The sequence below is a fragment of the Cellulomonas sp. RIT-PI-Y genome (assembly GCF_025642745.1).
Lineage (GTDB): Bacteria > Actinomycetota > Actinomycetes > Actinomycetales > Cellulomonadaceae > Cellulomonas.
This window is the reverse complement of record NZ_JANZKP010000002.1, coordinates 123,056-140,667: the sequence shown is the minus strand read 5'-3', so window position 1 is coordinate 140,667 and position 17,612 is coordinate 123,056. Positions and strand designations below refer to the sequence as shown.

The window sequence follows — 17,612 nt, the reverse complement described above, 5'->3', positions numbered from 1 at the left end:
CGTGCGCTCCTCACCGCGACGATCGTGGTGATCGTGGTCGTCCAGGTGTACCCCCTGGTGTGGCTGCTCCTGACCAGCTTCCGCACCGCCGCCGACTTCGCGGGCGGGAATCCGTTCGCGCTGCCGTCCTCCTTCACCCTCGAGAACTACAGCCGGGCGTTCTCCACCGGCAATCTCTGGCTGAACATCGCGAACAGCTTCATCGTGACCGTCGGCGCGAGCCTGCTGATCGTGGTCGCCGGCATGATGGCGGCCTACGCGCTGCAGGTGCTGGGCTTCCGCCTGAGCCCGCTGGTGCGAGGGCTGTTCCTGATGGGCATCGTCGTTCCGGTGCAGATCTCCCTCGTCCCGCTGTTCATCGACTACGCGCAGGTCGGGCTGCTCGACACGCACCTGTCGATGATCATCCCGCTCGCGGCGTTCGCCCTGCCGATGGCGGTCTACCTGTTCTCCTCGTTCTACGAGTACATCCCCCGTGAGACCTACGAGGCCGCCTCACTGGACGGTGCCGGCCCGTACCGGATCTTCAGCCAGATCACCCTGCGACTGTCGACGAACACGATCATCACCGTCGTCCTCGTGAACAGCATCTTCATCTGGAACGATTTCATCTTCGCCAACACGTTCGTGCTGTCGGATGGGCTCAAGACGATCCCGCTGGGACTGCAGAACTACATCGGGGCGATGGGGAACACCGACTGGACGGCGACGTTCGCGGCGGTGTGCGTGACGGTCACGCCGCTGCTGCTGGTCTTCCTGGTCCTCAACAAGGCGATGATCCAGGGTCTGGAGAGCGGAGCGGTCAAGGGATGAACGACACCGATCACGGCAGGGCCGGGCACCCCCCGACGATGCGGGACGTCGCGAGAGCGGCAGGGGTCTCGGTGGCGACGGTGTCGCACGTCGTCAACAACAAGGCGGGTGCCCGGATCGGCGACGAGGCACGCCGCCGGGTCCAGGACGCCGTGGCCGTGCTGGGCTATCGCCCGAACGCCCTGGCCAAGACCCTGTCCCAGGGGTCCTCCCGCTTCATCGGCCTGGTCGCCGACGCGATCGCCACCACGCCCTTCGCCGGGCAGATCATCCACGGCGCCCAGGACGAGGCCTGGAAGCACGGGTACGTTCTCCTGGTCGCCAACACCGAAGGCAACGTCGCGGCCGAGAACGACGCCATCGCGATGATGCTCGAACACCAGGTGCACGGGATCCTCTACTCGACCTGGTACCACAGGGAGATCGCCGTCCCCGAGGCGCTGCACCAGGCCGACGCGGTCCTGGTGGACTGCTTCGCCGAGGGCAGCGGTCTGCCCGCCGTCGTCCCCGACGAGGAACAGGGCGGGCGCACCGCGACCGAGGAACTGCTCACGTCGGGGCACCGCCGGATCGCCTTCCTCAACACCACGACGCCGTCGCCGGCGCAGGCAGGGCGACTCGCCGGGTACCGCGCGGCACTCGACGCGGCGGGGGTCACCTTCGACCAGGACCTGGTGTTCCCGGTCGAACCGCACCAGGAGGGCGGCTACGGGGCGACCTCGGACGTCCTCGCCTCCGGGGCGACGGCGGTGTTCTGCCACAACGACCGGGTCGCGATGGGCCTGTACGACGGCCTGCGTGAGAACGGTCGGCGGATCCCGGACGACGTGGCCGTGGTCGGCTTTGACAACCAGGACGTCATCTCGGCCCATCTGCGCCCGCCGCTGTCCACGGTGGCCCTGCCGCACTACGAACTCGGGGCGGCCGGGGTGCGTGTGCTGCTCGGGCTGGAGGGTGAGGTCGGGCGGTTGCTCGTGGCCTGTCCCCCGGTCCGCCGGTCCTCGGTCTGAGGGGATGCCATGACGGCGATCGACCGGATCGACACCCCCCGGCCACCGGCCCCGGCAGGGATGACACGGCCGCGGTTCCACCTCACTCCCCGGCGCAACTGGATGAACGACCCCAACGGGCTCGTGCACCACGGCGGGCTGTGGCACGTGTACTACCAGTACAACCCGGAGAGCCCGGACTGGGGCAACATGAGCTGGGGGCACGCCACGAGCCCGGACCTGCTGCGCTGGACCGAGCACCCGGTGGCCCTGCGCTACCGGGACGGCGAACAGGTGTTCTCGGGTTCCGTCGTCGCCTCGCGGACCCCGGAGGACGGCACCCTCACCGCTCTGTACACCAGTGCCTACGACGACCAGCACCAGGCGCAGTCCAGGGCCACCAGCACCGACGGTGGCTGGACCTGGGACCGCGACCCCGCCAACCCGGTCCTGGACCGGGGCACGGCCGCGTTCCGGGACCCGAAGGTGACCCGGTACGTCGACAACGAGGGGCGCGCGCGCTGGATCCTGGTCGCGGTCGAGGCCGACGACCGCCAGGTGCTGTTCTACGAGTCGTCCGATCTGCGGGAGTGGGAGCACCTCAGCACCTTTGGCCCGATCGGGCCGAAGGGCGTGGTCTGGGAGTGCCCGGACCTGCTCCGGCTGCCCGTCGACGGCGGTGACGAGGAACGCTGGGTGCTGCTGCTGAGCACGAACCCGGTGGGCGAACACCCGGATCCCGACGGCTCGTCGATGAGCTATGTCGTCGGCGACTTCGACGGACGGGAATTCACCGCCGACGAGGCGCGGCTCGTCCGTCTCGACCACGGCCGCGACCTCTACGCCGGGGTCACCTTCGACCGGACGCCGTCCGGGGAAGCTGTCCTGCTCGCCTGGATGAACAACTGGCGGTACGCGCACGAGATCCCCACCTCGCCGTGGCGGGGGGCGATGTCGCTGCCACGCCGACTCGACCTGACGCGCAGCGAGGGCCGGTACCTGCTCCGGCAAGCGCCCGTCGGCGAGGTGGCCGAGTGGCTGCGTGCCGCCGTCCCGTCGACCGTGCCCGGCGTCGCTCAGCCCTTCGAGCACCGGTCCGGCGGGCACCTGCTGTGTGAGCTGGGCTGGGACCCCCGCTCGACCGGCCCGCTCACGGTGCGGCTGAACGCGGGCGCCGGCGCTGAGGTGGCGGTCCGGCACGAGGTGGCGACGGGCGAGCTGCGCGTCACGCGCACCGGCCCGGCGGCGGAGTCGGTGCACCCGGACTTCCCCACCGTCAGCACCGCCGCACTGAGCTCCGATCGTCCGGCCCGACTGCTCGTGAGCCTGGACGGTTCGTTGCTGGAGGTGTTCGTGAACGGCGGGGAGCAGTGCATCTCGAACCTCGTCCCCTTCGGGCCCGGTCCGGTCACCGTGAGCGTGGACACCTCCGGCCGGGGCCCGGTGACGATCACGACGGTCGACCCCGTCGTTCACCTGCCCGCCACCCCACCCGACTGACGTCCCACCGATCCCCACGACCCGCCCGGACCGCCCTGCGCGGCCCGGCACCGAGAGGAACCGATCATGGACCGATCCATCTCACGACGACGTGTGCTGCAAGGGGCCGGAGCAGGAGCGCTGGCGCTCCTGCTCAGCGAGGCGGCACCGACCCACGCGCGCGCCGCGACACCCGGGTCGCTGCGCGCGGTCTACCACATGACCCCACCGTCGGGATGGCTCTGCGACCCGCAGCGCCCCGTCACCACCGGTGGTGCCTACCAGCTCTACTACCTGCACTCCGACCAGAACAACGGACCCGGCGGCTGGGACCACGCCACCACCGGCGACGGCGTCGCCTTCACCCATCACGGCACCGTGATGCCGCTGCGGCCCGACTTCCCGGTCTGGTCCGGATCGGCGGTCGTCGACACCGCGGACACCGCGGGCTTCGGTGCCGGGACGGTCGTCGCGCTGGCCACGCAGCCGACCGACGGGATCCGCCGTTACCAGGAGCAGTACCTGTACTACTCGACCGACGGCGGCTACAGCTTCACCGCGTTGCCCGATCCGGTGATCGTGAACACCGACGGGCGGACCGCGGTCACACCGGCGGAGATCGACAACGCCGAGTGGTTCCGCGACCCCAAGATCCACTGGGACGCGGCCCGCGCCGAATGGGTCTGTGTCATCGGCCGGGCGCGGTACGCCGCGTTCTACACCTCCCCGAACCTGCGGGACTGGCAGCTCCGGCGGAACTTCGACTACCCGAATCACGACCTCGGCGGGGTCGAGTGCCCCGACCTGTTCGAGATGACCGCAGACGACGGAACCCGGCACTGGGTGCTCGGCGCCAGCATGGACGCCTACGCCGTCGGCCTGCCGATGACCTACGCCTACTGGACCGGGACCTGGGACGGCGAGCAGTTCCTCGCCGACGACCTCACGCCTCAGTGGCTGGACTGGGGCTGGGACTGGTACGCCGCCGTCACCTGGCCCTCCATCGCGGCGCCGGAGACCCGCCGTCTGGCGATCGCCTGGATGAACAATTGGAAGTACGCCGCGCGGGACGTGCCGACCGACGCCTCCGACGGCTACAACGGACAGAACTCGGTGGTGCGCGAACTCCGGCTCGACCGCCAGCCCGACGGTCGGTACCAGATCCTGAGCGCCCCGGTTCCGGCGCTGTCCGGCTACGCCACCTCCACCACCACGCTGCCCGACCAGAGCGTGGACGGCAGCGTCGTGCTGCCCTGGAACGGCCGTGCCTACGAACTCGAACTCGACATCGCCTGGGACGCCGCCACCAACGTCGGGGTATCCGTGGGCCGCTCCGCGGACGGCACCCGGCACACCAACATCGGGAAGTACGGCTCCGATCTGTACGTCGACCGGGCACCCTCCGACCTGGCCGGCTTCTCCCTCACCCCCTACCACCGCGCCGCGGCCCCGATCGACGCGACGGCCCGTGCCGTCCACCTGCGCATCCTGGTCGACACCCAGAGCGTCGAGGTCTTCGTCGGCACCGGTCACACCGTGCTCTCCCAGCAGGTGCACTTCCTGGAGACGGACACCGGCATCTCGCTGTACAGCGACGGCGGGGCAGCGCTCTTCAGCGGCCTGACCATCCGCGAGTTCGGCCAGGCGATCTGACCCGTGTCACCCACGCGAGGGAGCTCATCCCGGATGCGCAGCACCGCGGTCACGGGCGAGCGCGGAGATGGACCCGACATCCTCGTCGCCGGCGAGGCGCTCATCGATGTCGTGCACCGCCACGACGGGACGGTCGAGGAAGCGCCGGGCGGCAGCCCGGCGAACGTGGCACTGGCACTCGGGCGGCTCGGCCGCCGGCCCCGTCTGCTGACCGCGTTGGGAACCGATCCGCGCGGGGAGCGGGTGCGCCTCTGGCTCGAGGCCTCGCAGGTGCGCCTCCATGCCGTCCGAGCCCCGCAGACCTCGATCTCGACCGCGTACCTGGGCCCCGACGGCGCGGCGCACTACGACTTCTCGATCACCTGGGACCTCCGCGGCGCCGAGGTACCGGAGGCCGAGGTGCTCCACATCGGTTCCCTCGGTGCCACGGTCGGCCCTGGCGCGTCCGAGGTGTCCGACCTGGTGGACCGCCATCGCGGCCGCGCCCTGGTGACCTACGACCCGAACATCCGCCCCCGGATGATCGACGACGGGGACACGGTGCGCGATGCGGTGCACGACCTCATCCGGCGCGCGGACGTGGTGAAAGCCAGCGACGAGGATCTGGACTGGCTGCATCCGGGCGCCGACCACGTACAGGCCGCCCGGTCCTGGTGCCGCACCGGACCGGGCCTCGTGGTCGTCACGCGTGGAAGGAGCGGCGCACTCGCCGTGTCCGGGGACCGGGTCATCGACGTGCCAGGCGTTCCGACCGAGGTGGTGGACACGGTGGGTGCAGGTGACACCTTCATGGGCGCCCTGATCGACGGACTCGCCTCCCAGGGCGTCGCCGGGGCGACGGCGCGGACCGACCTGACCGGTCTGGGCGAAGGACGACTCTCCGCTCTCGTGCGGCGGGCCGCGCGGGCGGCTGCGGTGACCGTCTCGCGCCCCGGCGCGGACCCGCCGACGACGGCCCAGCTCGATGGGATGCCCTGAACTGGAACGTCTCTCTCGACCGCCGGAGGCGGGTGGGCCCCGGGCGGGGTGAGCAGTCTGGTGGCAGGGTCCCTCTCACTCGGCGCGAGTGCTCCGGGGGATTCTCTCCAGGGCGTCGTCGAGACGTTCGAGCCATGCCACGAACTCCGCGGGAGACGTGAAGTGTGCGCCTGCGACATCGGCCACTTCGCGGGGCATGTCGGGGCCGTCGACGACCAGGGCATGACCTCGCACGGTCGCTACGGCGAAGGCCGGCAGGTCGCCGCGGTCATCTCCCGCGTACGCGACGGTGCGCAGCCCGTGTGCCTCGACGATGTCGCGCAACGTCGTGCCCTTGTCGCGAGCGAGCGGCATCCGCAGCTCTTCGACGAACTTGCCCGGCTCACGTCGTAGCCCGAAGGTCTCGCGGACTGTGGTGAGGGTCGGGGCGACGAGGGACTCGGCCGCGTCACGGTCTGGTGCCCGTCGCCAGTGCACCGCCACGGCGACGGATTTCTCCTCGATGTGAACGCCTTCCACCTCGGCGAGTTCCTGGCGCAGGATGTGCGTGGCCTCCGCAAGGGCGGTCCTCCACCGGAGGGCTTCGGGTAGCACCTCGATGTCGCCCGCATCGCCGACTCGTTCGACGCCGTAGGAGCCATGGAGCTCGACGCCGGGAATGGTCGCGCGTTCAGCCAGGAAGCCGGCGGGCCGGCCGGAGAGGAGGGCCACCACGGCGAGCCTCTTCGCGAGGCTTCCGAGGAGCTCGCGCACGCCCGGCAGCAGTTGGCTCTCCGCCGGATCGGCAGTGATGTGCGAGAGGACGCCGTCGAAGTCCATGACCAATCCCGCGCGACCCTCGTCGGCCAGAGCGCGCAGTGCAGTGGTGGCCGCGTCCATGGGTCGACACTAGCTCGGGCCGCAGCAGGCGGTGGCTTCACGTAACAGGAGTGGACCTCCTGAGCTGCCCGATGATGGCCGCAGAGGTCGCAACACCCGTCACGGCGTGCCCTCGCCGCTCCGGCCCGCCGCCTCGACGGACTCCAGGACCTCCGCCGTGGTCGCGACCTCCCCCAGGACGGGGACGACCGCTCGGAGCGTGTGCTCATACCCGGCGGAGGACAGGTCGGACGTCGCGTCGCTCACGACCACCACGTGGAAGCCGCAGTCGTAGGCGGTCCGCGCGGTCGACTCCACTCCGAAGGACGTGGCCAACCCGACGACGACGACCTGCGTCACGCCGAGATCACGGAGCCTGCGCGTGAGGCCGGTCTGCGTGAAGGCGCTCCAGCCACGGTGTTCGACCACGAGGTCCTGCGGCTGGACTTCGAGCGCGGGGACGAGTTCCAGGAGCTCCACGGGGACGGGTGGCCGCCCGTTCCCGACGCTCGTACGTCCGGCCGGCGGGTGGTCGAGGCGAGCCCGGGCGAGCACCACCGGCAGACTGCGCGCACGGAATGCCCGCGCGAGCCGGGCCGCGTTGTCGACGACTCCCTCGACCGGGTGGATCAGCGGATTGCGCACCGTCGCCGTCTGCAGATCCACCACGATCAGCGCGACGACCGGGTCGGGGGTCATGCGTGCTGCTCGTCGGCGCCGAAGGTCACGACGACCTTCTCGGCCGCCCCCGGGGTGGCGGCGAGCCGGAGAGCCTCGACGACCCGATCGAACGGGATGCGGTGGCTGATGATCTGCTGGTAGCGCCGCCAGTCCTGGACGATGTCACGCGTCACCTCGAAGATCTCGGTGGGATAGCCCCGGGACAGGCTGATCGTGATCTCGGTGCTGAGCAGCGCGCCGAAGTCGACCGGAACAGGCTGCTTGTGCACACCGGCGATGCTCAACCTCGCGCCGTGCTTCGCCAGGCGCTGGACGGCCTCGATGACGGCGGGCGCCCCGGCGGCGTCCAGATACATGTCGGTGCCCGGGCGGTGGTCGCCGGGGCGCAGGGGCACCTCGCCGTGTGCTGCGGCCAGCCGGGCGCCCAGGTCGTCGTCCGCCGAGTTCACCACCGCGGACGCGCCGAGCTGCAGGGCCTTGTCCAGGCGGGACGGGACCACGTCCACGACCACCACGTCGACGCCCCGGCGCGTGAGATCGATCAGGGCACCGAGCCCGATCGGGCCGGCGCCGAAGACGACCGCTTTCTCCCCCTCCTGGGGTTCGAGCCGATTGACGGCGTGCTTGGCGACCGCCATCGGCTCGTTGAGCGCGGCGACCTCCCACGGGACGTCGTCCGGGACGACGGCGACGTTCACCCCGACCGCGGCGTCCTCGATGAGCAGCAGATCCGCGAGTCCCCCGAGCGCACCGCCGTTGCCGATGATGCCACTCGGTGCTGCGGTCGGATCGACCACCACCCGGTTGCCGGTCCGGAGGCCCTCGACCTCGTGCCCGACCTCGATCACTTCAGCGGCGATCTCGTGACCGAGCGGGGTCGCACCCTCGCGCGGCGGGATGCCGCCGCGCGCGATGTAGAAGCCGTCGGATCCGCACACACCGCACGCGCGGACCTGCAGCAACACGTCACGCGGTCCGACCCTCGGACGCTCGATCTCTCGCACGTCGACCGCGCCCGGGCCCGTCACCACGACCACCCGCACGTGCTCGCCCATCTGGTCCTCCAGTCGTTCCGAGTTGAACTATCTCGTCACGGTATCGCAGGTCGTTCAGATGTGAACCGATAGCCTGGATCGCATGATCGGAGAGCCCGAGGCCACAGCGCTACGGTCGTCCTTCGCCCTGATGGACGTCAGCGCTCACCTGCAACGGGTGTCAGGTCACTACCTGCGCAGCGCGGGCGGACTCACCTACGTGCAGTTCCGGATCCTGATGCGCCTTGCGTTCACCGATCGGCCCTCGCTACGGATGCACGAGCTCGCCCAGGGAGCCGTGATCAGCCGCAGTGGCCTCACCTATCAGGTCACGACGCTGGAGGCGCGCGGGCTGTGCACCCGATCGGCGGCCCAGGACGACGACCGCGGGGTCACGGCCTCGATCACCGGCGACGGGCGGGCTGTGGTCGAGCGACTGGCGGCCGGGTACGCGGAGGTCGTGCGGCAGGCGTTCCTGGGTCTGCGGCCGGAACACACCCGCGATCTCACCGCGATCCTCGCCGCCGTCGGCGTAGAACGGTCCTGATCCGCGGAGACGGGCCCCGGGCCGATGTTCTGCACAGCGGTGAACGCAGGACCGCTCAGTCGAGGTAGTCGCGCAGGACCTGCGAGCGTGAGGGATGGCGCAGCTTCGCCATCGTCTTCGACTCGATCTGCCGGATCCGCTCCCGGGTGACCCCGTAGTGCTTGCCGATCTGGTCCAAGGTCGCCGGAACCCCGTTCCCGAGCCCGAACCGCTGCGTGATCACACCCGCCTCACGCTCGGTCAACGTGTCCAGGATCCCGTTCAGCTGCTCCCTGAGCAGCCCGAACGACACGGATTCGATCGGGCTGACCGCGTCCGCGTCCTCCAGCAGGTCGCCGAACGACGTGGCCCCGTCGGTTCCCAGGGGAGTCTCCAACGCCACCGGCTGCCTGCCGTGCTTCTGGATCTCGCCGACCCGCTCTGCCGACAGATCGAGCACGTCCCCGATCTCCTCCGGAAGAGCATCGCGCCCGAGCTGCTGCAGCAGGTCCCGCTGCACGCGGGCCACCCGGTTGATCTCCTCGACCATGTGCACGGGGATCCGGATGGTGCGGGACTGGTCGGCCATGCCCCGGGTGATCGCCTGACGGATCCACCACGTCGCGTAGGTCGAGAACTTGAACCCCTTGGCGTAGTCGAACTTCTCCACGGCTCGGATCAGGCCGGCGTTGCCCTCCTGGATCAGGTCCAGGAACGACATGCCCCGTCCGGAGTACTTCTTCGCGATCGACACGACCAGGCGCAGGTTCGCCTCGATGAGGTGCCGCTTGGCGCTCTCCCCGTCACGCGCCAGCAGGTCCAGCTCTCGGACTGTGGCGTCGCGGTGCGTGCTCCCCTCGCCGATGAGGTGAGCCGCGAACTGTCCGACCTCGATCCGCTCGGCGATGCTCACCTCCTCCTCAGCGGTGAGCAACGGGACCCGGCCGATCAGACGGAGGTAGTCCTTGACCGGATCCGCACTCGCACCGGCGGTCACGACCACCGGGGCCGGAGCATCGTCCTCGTCGGAGGTCAGCACGTACGCGTCGTCCCCCACCGGGGACACGGTCGGCGAATCGAGAGTGGTCTGGTGCATCGAACCGGTGCTCCCTCAGCTCGACGACGCGGAGGGCGGCCGTCGGTGGTGTCGCACGCGCCTGCCGGCCACCGCGACCAGCACGGCAGCGACCCGATCGGGGTGCCGGGACCACACGTCCCGGCCGCAGCTCCCGGCCATGGGAGCCGGGGCGCATTGCACCCTCATTGTACCCGCAGGCGGTTCGGCCCGGTGTTCCCCACCGGCCCGACCGGGCGGCACGACGTCGGCCACGATCCGCGCCGCTCCCCCGTCAGGGCAGCGAGACCGCCGCCGCGAGCGTGTCCCAGCCGCGGGTCAGCCGCGCGGGCACCCCGTCGTCGTAGGCGCTGCCCGGGAAGGCGGAGACCACCTCGCTGGCGGAGGCGCCGTCGTCGTCGGACACCACCTCGACCACCGTGTCGCCGTCCTGCCAGGCCAGATGCCAGGGCGCGCGGGACAGCAGGTAGACCGTGTGGTCGGAGACGGTCAGCTGATCGGCGCCGACCAGGGCGGCGGGGTCGAGCTGACCGTGCTGCTCGGTGACCACCAGCTCGCCCAGCGGACCGGCGATCCCGACCTGGAGCGTGTCGCCGTCGTCCTGCAGCCGGACGGAGGTGACCGACCAGCCCTCGGGGATCTCGGCCGGGGAGGTCCATCCCGCCTGGCGCATCCAGGCGAGGTACTCCTCGGTCGTGGACTCCTGGCCGCCGGTGGACACCGACATCGCGGGGGCGCCGACCTCGGTCTGGCCGAGCAGGGAGAGCGCCTCCTGCGGCTGGGCGGAGGGCGTCACGGCCGCGGGGCGACCGCCGAGCACGAACAGGCCGACCGCGACCACGCCGACCCCGGTGACCGAGCCGACCAGCACCCGGAGTCCGCGCCGGGCCGGGGCGATCTCCCCGGTGAGTGCGCCGTGACCGCTCAGCGCCGGCAGCCAGGAGGTCAGGCGGCTCGGCGGCGTGGTGACGGCGGCCGCGGGCTGCGCGGCCGCGCCGGCGGGTGGCGCGAAGCCGGTGGGCGCACAGCCCAGGGCCATCAGCCGGGCGGTCAGGTCGCCCTCGGGCCGGACGTCGCAGACCTGGGCCAGCATCCGGCGGGCGTGCCGGGCGTCGGAGAGCTCGGCGGCGCATCGGGGGCACCCGGCCACGTGGGACAGCGCGCGCTCGGTGGCGGCGGGGGTGAGCTGCCCGTCGACGAGGGCGCTGACCCGGTCGCCGAGGTGCCCGCCCAGCCCGCTCACCGGGCGACCGCCTCTGCGGACTCGATCTCCTCCAGGCCGGCGATCGTGCGCGGTGCACGGTGCTCCAGCGAGACCCGCAGCCGGGCTCGGGCGCGGTGGATCCTGGATCGGACGGTCCCCAGCTTGATGCCCAGGGTGACCGCGATCTCCTCGTAGGACAGTCCCTCGATGTCGCACAGCACGACGGCGGCGCGGTAGTCCGGCGGCAGCTCGTCCAGGGCGGCCTGGATGTCGACGTCCAGGTTCTCGTGCTCGAAGGCGCGCTCGGGCCGGTCGAGTCCCTCGGCCGCGGCGAACCGGTCGGACTCCTCCCCCATCGCGTCCATCCGGATCCGCTGCTTGCGGCGCGCGCCGTCCAGGAAGAGGTTGGTGGTGATCCGGTGCAGCCAGCCCTCGAAGGTGCCGGGGGTGTAGCTGGACAGCGAGCGGAACACCCGGATGAAGGTCTCCTGGGTGAGGTCCTCGGCGTCCTGCCGGTTGCCGGTCAGGCGGTAGGCCAGGCGGTACACGCGCGCCGAGTGCTCGCGCACGATGGACTCCCAGCTCGGGGGCTGCCAGTCCGGGTCGGGTGCCGTAGGGGCCAATCCACGTCCTTCGTCGAGGTCGTCCCGCACGATGCGGGGCGGGTACCAGTGTCGCAGGCGATCCGAGCCCGCGTCTTCTGGCAACGCGTGAGGACCCTGTGCAGTTCCCGGGCACTAGGCTGAGCCGGAGTTTCACCCCACACACCGCCGCGCACGCATCAGGAGGGCACCATCGCCACCGACAAGGCCTCGAGCTGGGTCTACGCCGAGGGCTTCGTGCCGGAGGACGACGTCCTGCTCCGGGCACGCGAGCGAGCCGCCGAGCTGGGCTGCACCGCGGTGGCGCCCGGGACCGGTGCGGCGCTGAGCGTGCTGGCGGCGGCGTCCACGGCCCGTGCGGTGGTGGAGCTGGGCACCGGCGCCGGGGTGTCCTCGATCCGGCTGCTGCGCGGGATGCCCGCCGACGGCGTGCTGACCACGATCGACGTCGAGGTGGAGCACCAGCGGGCCGCCAAGCAGGCCTTCGCCGAGGAGGGCGTCCGCCCCGCCCGGACCCGGACCATCTCGGGCCGGGCGCTCGACGTGCTCCCCCGGCTGACCGACGCGGCGTACGACCTGGTGTTCGTGGACGCCGACATCGAGAACTACCCGACCTACGTCCGTCAGGCAGTGCGGCTGCTGCGCCCCGGCGGGGTGCTGGCCGTCGACGACGCGCTGTGGCACGACCGGGTCGCGGACCCCGCCCGCCGGGACGAGGCGACCACCCTGGTGCGGGAGACCGGCCGGATCGTGCGCGAGGACGACGACCTGATCACCAGCCTGCTGCCGGTGGGCGACGGCCTGCTGGTGGCGGTCCGGCGCTGAGGCCGGACCGCCACCGCGAGGTCAGCGCAGTGCGCTCAGGTAGCTGAGCAGCAGGCGCGCGCCGTAGCCGGTCGCGCCCTCGGTGAGCTCGTGCTTGTCCGCGGCCGACCGCGCCGGACCGGCGATGTCCAGGTGCGCCCATGCGCGCGCGCCGGTGAACTCCCGGAGGAACAGCGCGGCGGTGATCGATCCCGCGCCGTACTTCAGGTCCTGGGCCACGTGCCGGAGGTCCGCCACGTCGGAGTGCGTCGCGTCGACGTAGTCCGGGACCAGCGGCATCTCCCACGCGGGCTCGCCCGAGACGTCCGCGGCGGCGCGCAGGGCGTCCACCAACGTCCGGTCGGTGCCGTAGAGCGCGGCGTGCTGCTTGCCCAGCCCGAGGCTGGCGGCGCCGGTCAGCGTCGCCACGTCGATCAGGACGTCCGGGTCGAGCGTCGCGTCGGCGAAGGCCAGCGCGTCGCCCAGCACCAGGCGGCCCTCGGCGTCGGTGTTCGCCACTTCGACCGTGCGGCCGCCGTACATCCGCAAGACGTCGGCCGGCCGGTAGCTGGCCGCGCCGAAGTGGTTCTCGGCCAGGGGCAGCACCGCGGTGACCCGGTGCGGGACCTGCGCCTGCGCGGCGCCGAGCACCGTGGCCAGTGCCACGGCGGCCCCGGCCATGTCGGTCTTCATGGTGACCATCGACTCGCGCGGCTTGATCGAGATGCCGCCGGTGTCGTAGGTGATGCCCTTGCCGACCACGACCACGTGCTTCGCGGTCGCCGCGGCGTCGGGCCGGTACTCGACGGTGACCAGACGCGGGGTGGAGGCCGACCCCGCGCCCACGGCCAGGATGCCGCCGAAGCCCTGAGCGGCCAGCTCCTTGGGGCCCAGCACGGTCACGGTCAGCCCGGCGGCCTGACCCAGCTCGGCGGCCCGATCGGCCATCCACGCGGGGTCCTTGATGCTGGAGGGCGTGTTCGCCAGGTCGCGGACCAGCCAGGTCGCGGTCGACCCGCGCACCGCCGTGGTCAGCGAGGCGGACGCCGCGGCGTCGTCCCGGCCGACCAGCACCAGCTCGGCGGCGGGCAGCTCGCGGTCCGGCACCGGGGCGCCGATCCTCTGCACCCGGTAGTTCGCCAGGAGGTAGCCCTCGGCCACGGCGCGCACCGACTCCGTCGACTCGGTGCCGACGGTGGTGAGCACCCGGCGCAGGCCACGGGTGGCCCGGGCCAGAGCGGCTCCGGCCCGGCGCAGGGCCGTCGGCGAGGAGTCCCCGACGCCGACCAGCACCACCCGGCGCGGCAGCGACTGCCAGGGCAGCGCCGCAGCGGCGGAGCCCACGGGACGGGGCAGCAGCAGCGTCCACGCCTCACCGGCGGCGCCGGTCAGACCGGCCCGCTCGGCCAGCTCGGCCAGGTCGACGCCGTAGCGGGCGGCGGCCTCCGCGGTCCCCTGCCGGGGCTGGAGGTCGGTGTCGTCCGGGGCGGCCGGGGCCACCGGGACGGCGACGGCGTCCACGTCCTGCGCGTCGAGCAGGGCCGAGGACGCGAACGAGCCCGGTGCCAGCGAGATCGCGGGCACCGGGCGTCCGATGCGCACAGAGGGGTGCGCGGGGGTGCGAGCCATGCGGCGTCGTCAGCTGACGACGGAGGTGAGTGCCTCGCCCAGCTCCTGCGCCTCGGTGGCGTTCAGCTCGACGACCAGTCGACCGCCGCCCTCGAGCGGAACCCGCATGACGATGCCGCGCCCCTCCTTGGTCACCTCGAGGGGACCGTCACCAGTCCTGGGCTTCATCGCGGCCATGCGTGGCTCTCCTTCTGCATCGGGAGCGAGTCGGCGCTCGGGGTCCGTGTGCGCTGCTCCGCGGACTGCGGAACGGCTCGCTCACGGGAACCGACTCGGTGGATGTCCAGCGCACAGTCTAGTTCACCGGACCGACTGGGTGAGGGGAGACCGCCGGTCAGCCTGCCGCGCTCCGCCTCACGGCGGCCACCCGGATGGCGGGACGAACCGCCAGATCTGCCAGAGCCAGACCACCTGCAACCCGAGCATCACGACCACCACCGCACCGGTCCATGCCCGGGCGGCCCACCGTGGCCGGGGCAGCACCCCGACCGTCGCCGCACCGAGCGGGAAGGCCAGCAGCAGGAACCGGGCCAGGCTGCTGCCGGGCTCGATCGCCGCGCAGAGGTACACCGAGTAGGCCGCACCCCAGGTCCACAGCTCGCCGCCGAGCCGCCGGGTCGAGGGGGCCGCCAGCACCACGACCAGCAACGCGATCACGCCCAGGCCGATCAGCGGCCAGGCCGACCCGAACCAGAACGGCAGGATGTAGCCCCACGCACCGAAGGGCGCGATGTCCCGGCTGCCGCGCCAGGCACCCTGGGTCTGCAGGTAGGCGTCCGGCACCCCGGTGACCCAGCCGCAGAGTAGCGGCCACAGCACGCCGGAGATCACGGACGCCAGCGCGAGCCCCGCCACGGCGAGCCAGGTCCGGGTGGGCAGGGCGCGGTGCTCGCGCCACCGGAGCCAGGCGTGCACCAGCACCACAGCCGCGATCGGCAGCGCCACCGCGCGGGTCAGCCCGAGCGCCAGCACGCCGGCCACGGCCCAGCCGTAGTGCCGGGTGACGATCGCCAGCAGGGTCAGCGCGATCAGCAGCAGCGCGAGCGACTCCGTGTACCCGACCTGCAGCACCACCGAGGTCGGGAACACGCTGACCAGCAGGACCGTGGCCAGCGGCAGACCCGGCCGGGCGGCGACCGCCCGGGGGGCACCCCGCTCGACCAGGCGGTGGATCACCGGCATGGCCGCCGCACCGAGCAGCAGGGCCACGGTCGGCGCGACCATCGCCCACGATCCGCCGGTCACCGTCATCACCGCCCGGACGATCAGCGGGAACAGCGGGAAGAACGCCCAGGCGTTCTGCGCGACCTGACCGTCGGCGCCGACCGGCAGGGTGCTCGGGTAGCCGCCCTCCGCGATCTGCCGGTACCAGGTCGCGTCCCACATCAGGCCGGTGTAGTCGGCGTAGCCCGGGTGCTCACCCGTCCAGCCGTTCTCGACCTGGTGCGCGGCAACCACCAGCAACGCGATCCCGGAGAACACCCGCGCGCCGGCGTAGACCGCCAGGCACTGCACCCACCACGGCCAACGGCGCGGGTTCACAGCAGCCCCCGGGTGGCGCGGGCCGGCGGGCGGTCACCCCGGATCGACGCGACCATGTCCACCGTGCGCCGGGTGGCCCGGACGTCGTGGGCGCGGAACACCCGGGCGCCGTGCCAGGCCGCGAGCGCGGTCGCCGCCAGGGTGCCCTCCAGCCGGTCCTCCGGCGGCAGGTCGAGCGTCTCCCCGACGAAGTCCTTGCGGGACAGCGCGACCAGCACCGGGTGCCCGAGCCCCACCAGCGCCTCGGTCCGGCGCACCAGATGCAGCGAGTGCCAGGTGTTCTTGCCGAAGTCGTGGGTCGGGTCGACCAGCACCGACTCCGCGGGGACACCGAGCGCCACCGCCCGGGCGGCCGCGGTCCGCAGGGTGTCCAGCACGTCGAGCAGCACGCCGTCCCGTGGGTCGGCGTCCGCCGGGGCGTCCGCGGGCAGCGGGTAGGCCACCCGGAACGGATCGGTCCGCGGCGCCAGTCCCCCGGTGTGCGAGCAGACCACGCCGAGCCCCCGCTCGGCGGCCACCTCGACCAGCTCCGGGTCGTGTCCGGCCCAGGTGTCGTTCAGCAGGTCCGCCCCGGCGTCGGCGGCGGCCCGGGCCACCTCGGCACGCCAGGTGTCCACGCTGACCAGCAGGTCGGGGTGCCGTCGGCGGATCCGTCCGACCAGCGGGACGACCCGGGCGATCTCCTCGGCCACGGTGACCTCGGGGCCGCGTCCGGCCCGGACGCCGCCCAGATCCACCAGGTCGGCGCCCTCGGACTCGGCCCGGGCCACCGCGGCGTCGGCACCGTCGTCGTCGTAGCGGGCGGCGGCGTAGAACGAGTCCGAGGTGCGGTTCACCACGGCCATCACCACCGGGTGCTCGGGGCCGAACCGCCGGCCGCGCAGGACCAGGTCGGTCCCGGTCATCCCTCGCGGTACGCCGCGTCGGCGGCGGCGTCCTGCTCGGTCTCCTGCTCCTCGCGGACCGCCTGCTCGGCGGCACGCAGCTCCGCACCACGCTCGGCGACGATCTGCACCGCCTCGGCGGGGTCGTCCACCAGCTTGATCAACGCCAGATCGGCCTCGGAGATCATCCCGCGGTCCAGCACCGGCCCGCGGGCCCAGTCCAGCAGCCCCTGCCAGTACTCGGTGCCGACCAGCACGATCGGGAACTCGACCACCTTGTGCGTCTGCACCAGGGTCAGCGCCTCGAACAGCTCGTCGAAGGTGCCGAAGCCGCCGGGCAGCACGATGAAGCCCTCGGCGTACTTCACGAACATCGTCTTCCGGGCGAAGAAGTAGCGGAAGTTCACCCCGAGGTCGACCCAGGGGTTCATCCCGTGCTCGAACGGCAGCTCGATGCCCAGGCCGATCGACAGCCCGCCCGCCTCGGAGGCGCCCTTGTTCGCGGCGGACATGATGCCCGGGCCGCCACCGGTGATCACCGCGTACCCGGCCTCGACCAGGCGGCGACCCACCTCCTCGGCCAGCGCGAAGTCCGGGTGCTCCGGCTTGACGCGGGCGGAGCCGAACACGCTGACCGCGGGGCCGACCTCGGCCAGGGCGCCGAAGCCCTCCACGAACTCGCTCTGGATCCGCATCACCCGCCAGGGGTCGCCGTGCAGCCAGTTCGCGCCGTCACCGCCGGCGAGCAGTCGCTGATCGGTGGTCGTCGTCGGGATCTGGTCCCGGCGCAGCAGCACCGGACCTTTGCGATAGCCGGAACCGGGGACGGAGATGCCGTCGTCGCTCATGGCCCCGACTGTA

The 17,612-nt window shown here is 72.1% G+C and carries 18 protein-coding genes; 7 read left to right on the top strand and 11 right to left on the bottom strand.

All coding sequences use genetic code 11. The features are described 5' to 3' along the window. The 5 genes from OGL89_RS01720 to OGL89_RS01700 all read left to right on the top strand — a co-directional run. Window positions 1–813: carbohydrate ABC transporter permease (locus tag OGL89_RS01720; protein ID WP_263118113.1), on the top strand; the 813-nt coding region annotated here is incomplete at its 5' end. Continuing rightward, on the top strand, window positions 810–1,823 hold the full coding sequence (locus tag OGL89_RS01715) for a LacI family DNA-binding transcriptional regulator (RefSeq protein ID WP_263118112.1): 1,014 nt from the start codon (window positions 810–812) through the stop codon (window positions 1,821–1,823). The genes OGL89_RS01720 and OGL89_RS01715, both read left to right, overlap by 4 nt. A 9-nt stretch (window positions 1,824–1,832) precedes the next feature. Continuing rightward, entirely contained in the window at window positions 1,833–3,302 is a 1,470-nt protein-coding gene (locus OGL89_RS01710; protein WP_263118111.1) for a glycoside hydrolase family 32 protein, read from the top strand. A gap of 66 nt (window positions 3,303–3,368) precedes the next feature. Then, the gene (locus OGL89_RS01705; RefSeq protein ID WP_263118110.1) at window positions 3,369–4,934 is read left to right on the top strand and encodes a glycoside hydrolase family 32 protein; all 1,566 of its coding nucleotides are present in this window, start codon (window positions 3,369–3,371) and stop codon (window positions 4,932–4,934) included. Window positions 4,935–4,967: 33 nt separating this feature from the next. Continuing rightward, window positions 4,968–5,912 (top strand): carbohydrate kinase, encoded by a 945-nt coding sequence (locus OGL89_RS01700; protein ID WP_263118109.1) that lies wholly within the window; start codon window positions 4,968–4,970, stop codon window positions 5,910–5,912. 75 nt (window positions 5,913–5,987) lie between these two features. Here OGL89_RS01700 and otsB read toward each other — a convergent pair whose 3' ends face one another. The 3 genes from otsB to OGL89_RS01685 form a co-directional block, all read right to left on the bottom strand. After that, on the bottom strand, window positions 5,988–6,791 hold the full coding sequence (gene otsB / locus OGL89_RS01695) for a trehalose-phosphatase (protein WP_263118108.1): 804 nt from the start codon (window positions 6,789–6,791) through the stop codon (window positions 5,988–5,990). A gap of 99 nt (window positions 6,792–6,890) precedes the next feature. Beyond that, window positions 6,891–7,469 carry an isochorismatase family cysteine hydrolase gene (locus OGL89_RS01690; RefSeq protein ID WP_263118107.1) on the bottom strand — a complete coding sequence of 193 codons (579 nt, stop codon included), beginning with the start codon at window positions 7,467–7,469 and terminating at the stop codon, window positions 6,891–6,893. Further along, window positions 7,466–8,506, bottom strand: a complete 1,041-nt coding sequence (locus OGL89_RS01685; RefSeq protein ID WP_263118106.1) for a zinc-binding dehydrogenase — start codon at window positions 8,504–8,506, stop codon at window positions 7,466–7,468. The genes OGL89_RS01690 and OGL89_RS01685 overlap by 4 nt, the downstream gene beginning before the upstream one ends. An 82-nt stretch (window positions 8,507–8,588) precedes the next feature. On the opposite strand from OGL89_RS01685, the gene OGL89_RS01680 reads away from it, so the two are divergent. Next, a complete protein-coding gene (locus tag OGL89_RS01680; RefSeq protein ID WP_263118105.1) occupies window positions 8,589–9,032 on the top strand; it encodes a MarR family transcriptional regulator in 444 nt (147 codons plus the stop codon). 55 nt (window positions 9,033–9,087) lie between these two features. On the opposite strand, the gene OGL89_RS01675 is transcribed toward OGL89_RS01680, so the two are convergent. From OGL89_RS01675 to sigE, 3 genes are all read right to left on the bottom strand, one after another. Continuing rightward, window positions 9,088–10,107, bottom strand: coding sequence for an RNA polymerase sigma factor (locus OGL89_RS01675; RefSeq protein WP_346770652.1), 1,020 nt, complete (start codon window positions 10,105–10,107; stop codon window positions 9,088–9,090). 253 nt (window positions 10,108–10,360) lie between these two features. Beyond that, window positions 10,361–11,329, bottom strand: a complete 969-nt coding sequence (locus tag OGL89_RS01670) for a zf-HC2 domain-containing protein (protein WP_263118104.1) — start codon at window positions 11,327–11,329, stop codon at window positions 10,361–10,363. Continuing rightward, window positions 11,326–11,913, bottom strand: a complete 588-nt coding sequence (gene sigE, locus OGL89_RS01665) for an RNA polymerase sigma factor SigE (protein WP_263118103.1) — start codon at window positions 11,911–11,913, stop codon at window positions 11,326–11,328. The genes OGL89_RS01670 and sigE overlap by 4 nt, the downstream gene beginning before the upstream one ends. A 171-nt stretch (window positions 11,914–12,084) precedes the next feature. On the opposite strand from sigE, the gene OGL89_RS01660 reads away from it, so the two are divergent. Next, entirely contained in the window at window positions 12,085–12,717 is a 633-nt protein-coding gene (locus tag OGL89_RS01660) for an O-methyltransferase (protein WP_263118118.1), read from the top strand. Window positions 12,718–12,738: 21 nt separating this feature from the next. On the opposite strand, the gene OGL89_RS01655 is transcribed toward OGL89_RS01660, so the two are convergent. From OGL89_RS01655 to OGL89_RS01635, 5 genes are all read right to left on the bottom strand, one after another. Beyond that, window positions 12,739–14,325 (bottom strand): leucyl aminopeptidase family protein, encoded by a 1,587-nt coding sequence (locus tag OGL89_RS01655; protein WP_263118102.1) that lies wholly within the window; start codon window positions 14,323–14,325, stop codon window positions 12,739–12,741. A gap of 9 nt (window positions 14,326–14,334) precedes the next feature. Next, window positions 14,335–14,502 carry a DUF3117 domain-containing protein gene (locus OGL89_RS01650; RefSeq protein WP_082812748.1) on the bottom strand — a complete coding sequence of 56 codons (168 nt, stop codon included), beginning with the start codon at window positions 14,500–14,502 and terminating at the stop codon, window positions 14,335–14,337. A 177-nt stretch (window positions 14,503–14,679) separates the two neighbouring features. After that, entirely contained in the window at window positions 14,680–15,867 is a 1,188-nt protein-coding gene (locus OGL89_RS01645) for a hypothetical protein (protein ID WP_263118100.1), read from the bottom strand. Beyond that, complete coding sequence (folP, locus tag OGL89_RS01640) at window positions 15,864–16,772, bottom strand: dihydropteroate synthase (protein ID WP_263118099.1); 909 nt, start codon at window positions 16,770–16,772, stop codon at window positions 15,864–15,866. Before folP ends, OGL89_RS01645 begins: the two co-directional genes overlap by 4 nt. Beyond that, window positions 16,769–17,599 (bottom strand): TIGR00730 family Rossman fold protein, encoded by an 831-nt coding sequence (locus OGL89_RS01635; protein WP_263118098.1) that lies wholly within the window; start codon window positions 17,597–17,599, stop codon window positions 16,769–16,771. Before OGL89_RS01635 ends, folP begins: the two co-directional genes overlap by 4 nt. Window positions 17,600–17,612: the final 13 nt, after the last annotated feature.

Excerpts from the sequence above, each read along its gene's own strand:
- OGL89_RS01685 (WP_263118106.1), bottom strand. The coding sequence starts at position 8,506 with ATGGGCGAGCACGTGCGGGTGGTCGTGGTGACGGGCCCGGGCGCGGTC.
- OGL89_RS01650 (WP_082812748.1), bottom strand. The coding sequence starts at position 14,502 with ATGGCCGCGATGAAGCCCAGGACTGGTGACGGTCCCCTCGAGGTGACC.
- OGL89_RS01710 (WP_263118111.1), top strand. The coding sequence starts at position 1,833 with ATGACGGCGATCGACCGGATCGACACCCCCCGGCCACCGGCCCCGGCA.
- OGL89_RS01715 (WP_263118112.1), top strand. The coding sequence starts at position 810 with ATGAACGACACCGATCACGGCAGGGCCGGGCACCCCCCGACGATGCGG.
- otsB (WP_263118108.1), bottom strand. The coding sequence starts at position 6,791 with ATGGACGCGGCCACCACTGCACTGCGCGCTCTGGCCGACGAGGGTCGC.
- OGL89_RS01655 (WP_263118102.1), bottom strand. The coding sequence starts at position 14,325 with ATGGCTCGCACCCCCGCGCACCCCTCTGTGCGCATCGGACGCCCGGTG.
- OGL89_RS01635 (WP_263118098.1), bottom strand. The coding sequence starts at position 17,599 with ATGAGCGACGACGGCATCTCCGTCCCCGGTTCCGGCTATCGCAAAGGT.
- OGL89_RS01675 (WP_346770652.1), bottom strand. The coding sequence starts at position 10,107 with ATGCACCAGACCACTCTCGATTCGCCGACCGTGTCCCCGGTGGGGGAC.
- folP (WP_263118099.1), bottom strand. The coding sequence starts at position 16,772 with ATGACCGGGACCGACCTGGTCCTGCGCGGCCGGCGGTTCGGCCCCGAG.
- OGL89_RS01680 (WP_263118105.1), top strand. The coding sequence starts at position 8,589 with ATGATCGGAGAGCCCGAGGCCACAGCGCTACGGTCGTCCTTCGCCCTG.
- OGL89_RS01705 (WP_263118110.1), top strand. The coding sequence starts at position 3,369 with ATGGACCGATCCATCTCACGACGACGTGTGCTGCAAGGGGCCGGAGCA.
- OGL89_RS01700 (WP_263118109.1), top strand. The coding sequence starts at position 4,968 with ATGCGCAGCACCGCGGTCACGGGCGAGCGCGGAGATGGACCCGACATC.
- OGL89_RS01690 (WP_263118107.1), bottom strand. The coding sequence starts at position 7,469 with ATGACCCCCGACCCGGTCGTCGCGCTGATCGTGGTGGATCTGCAGACG.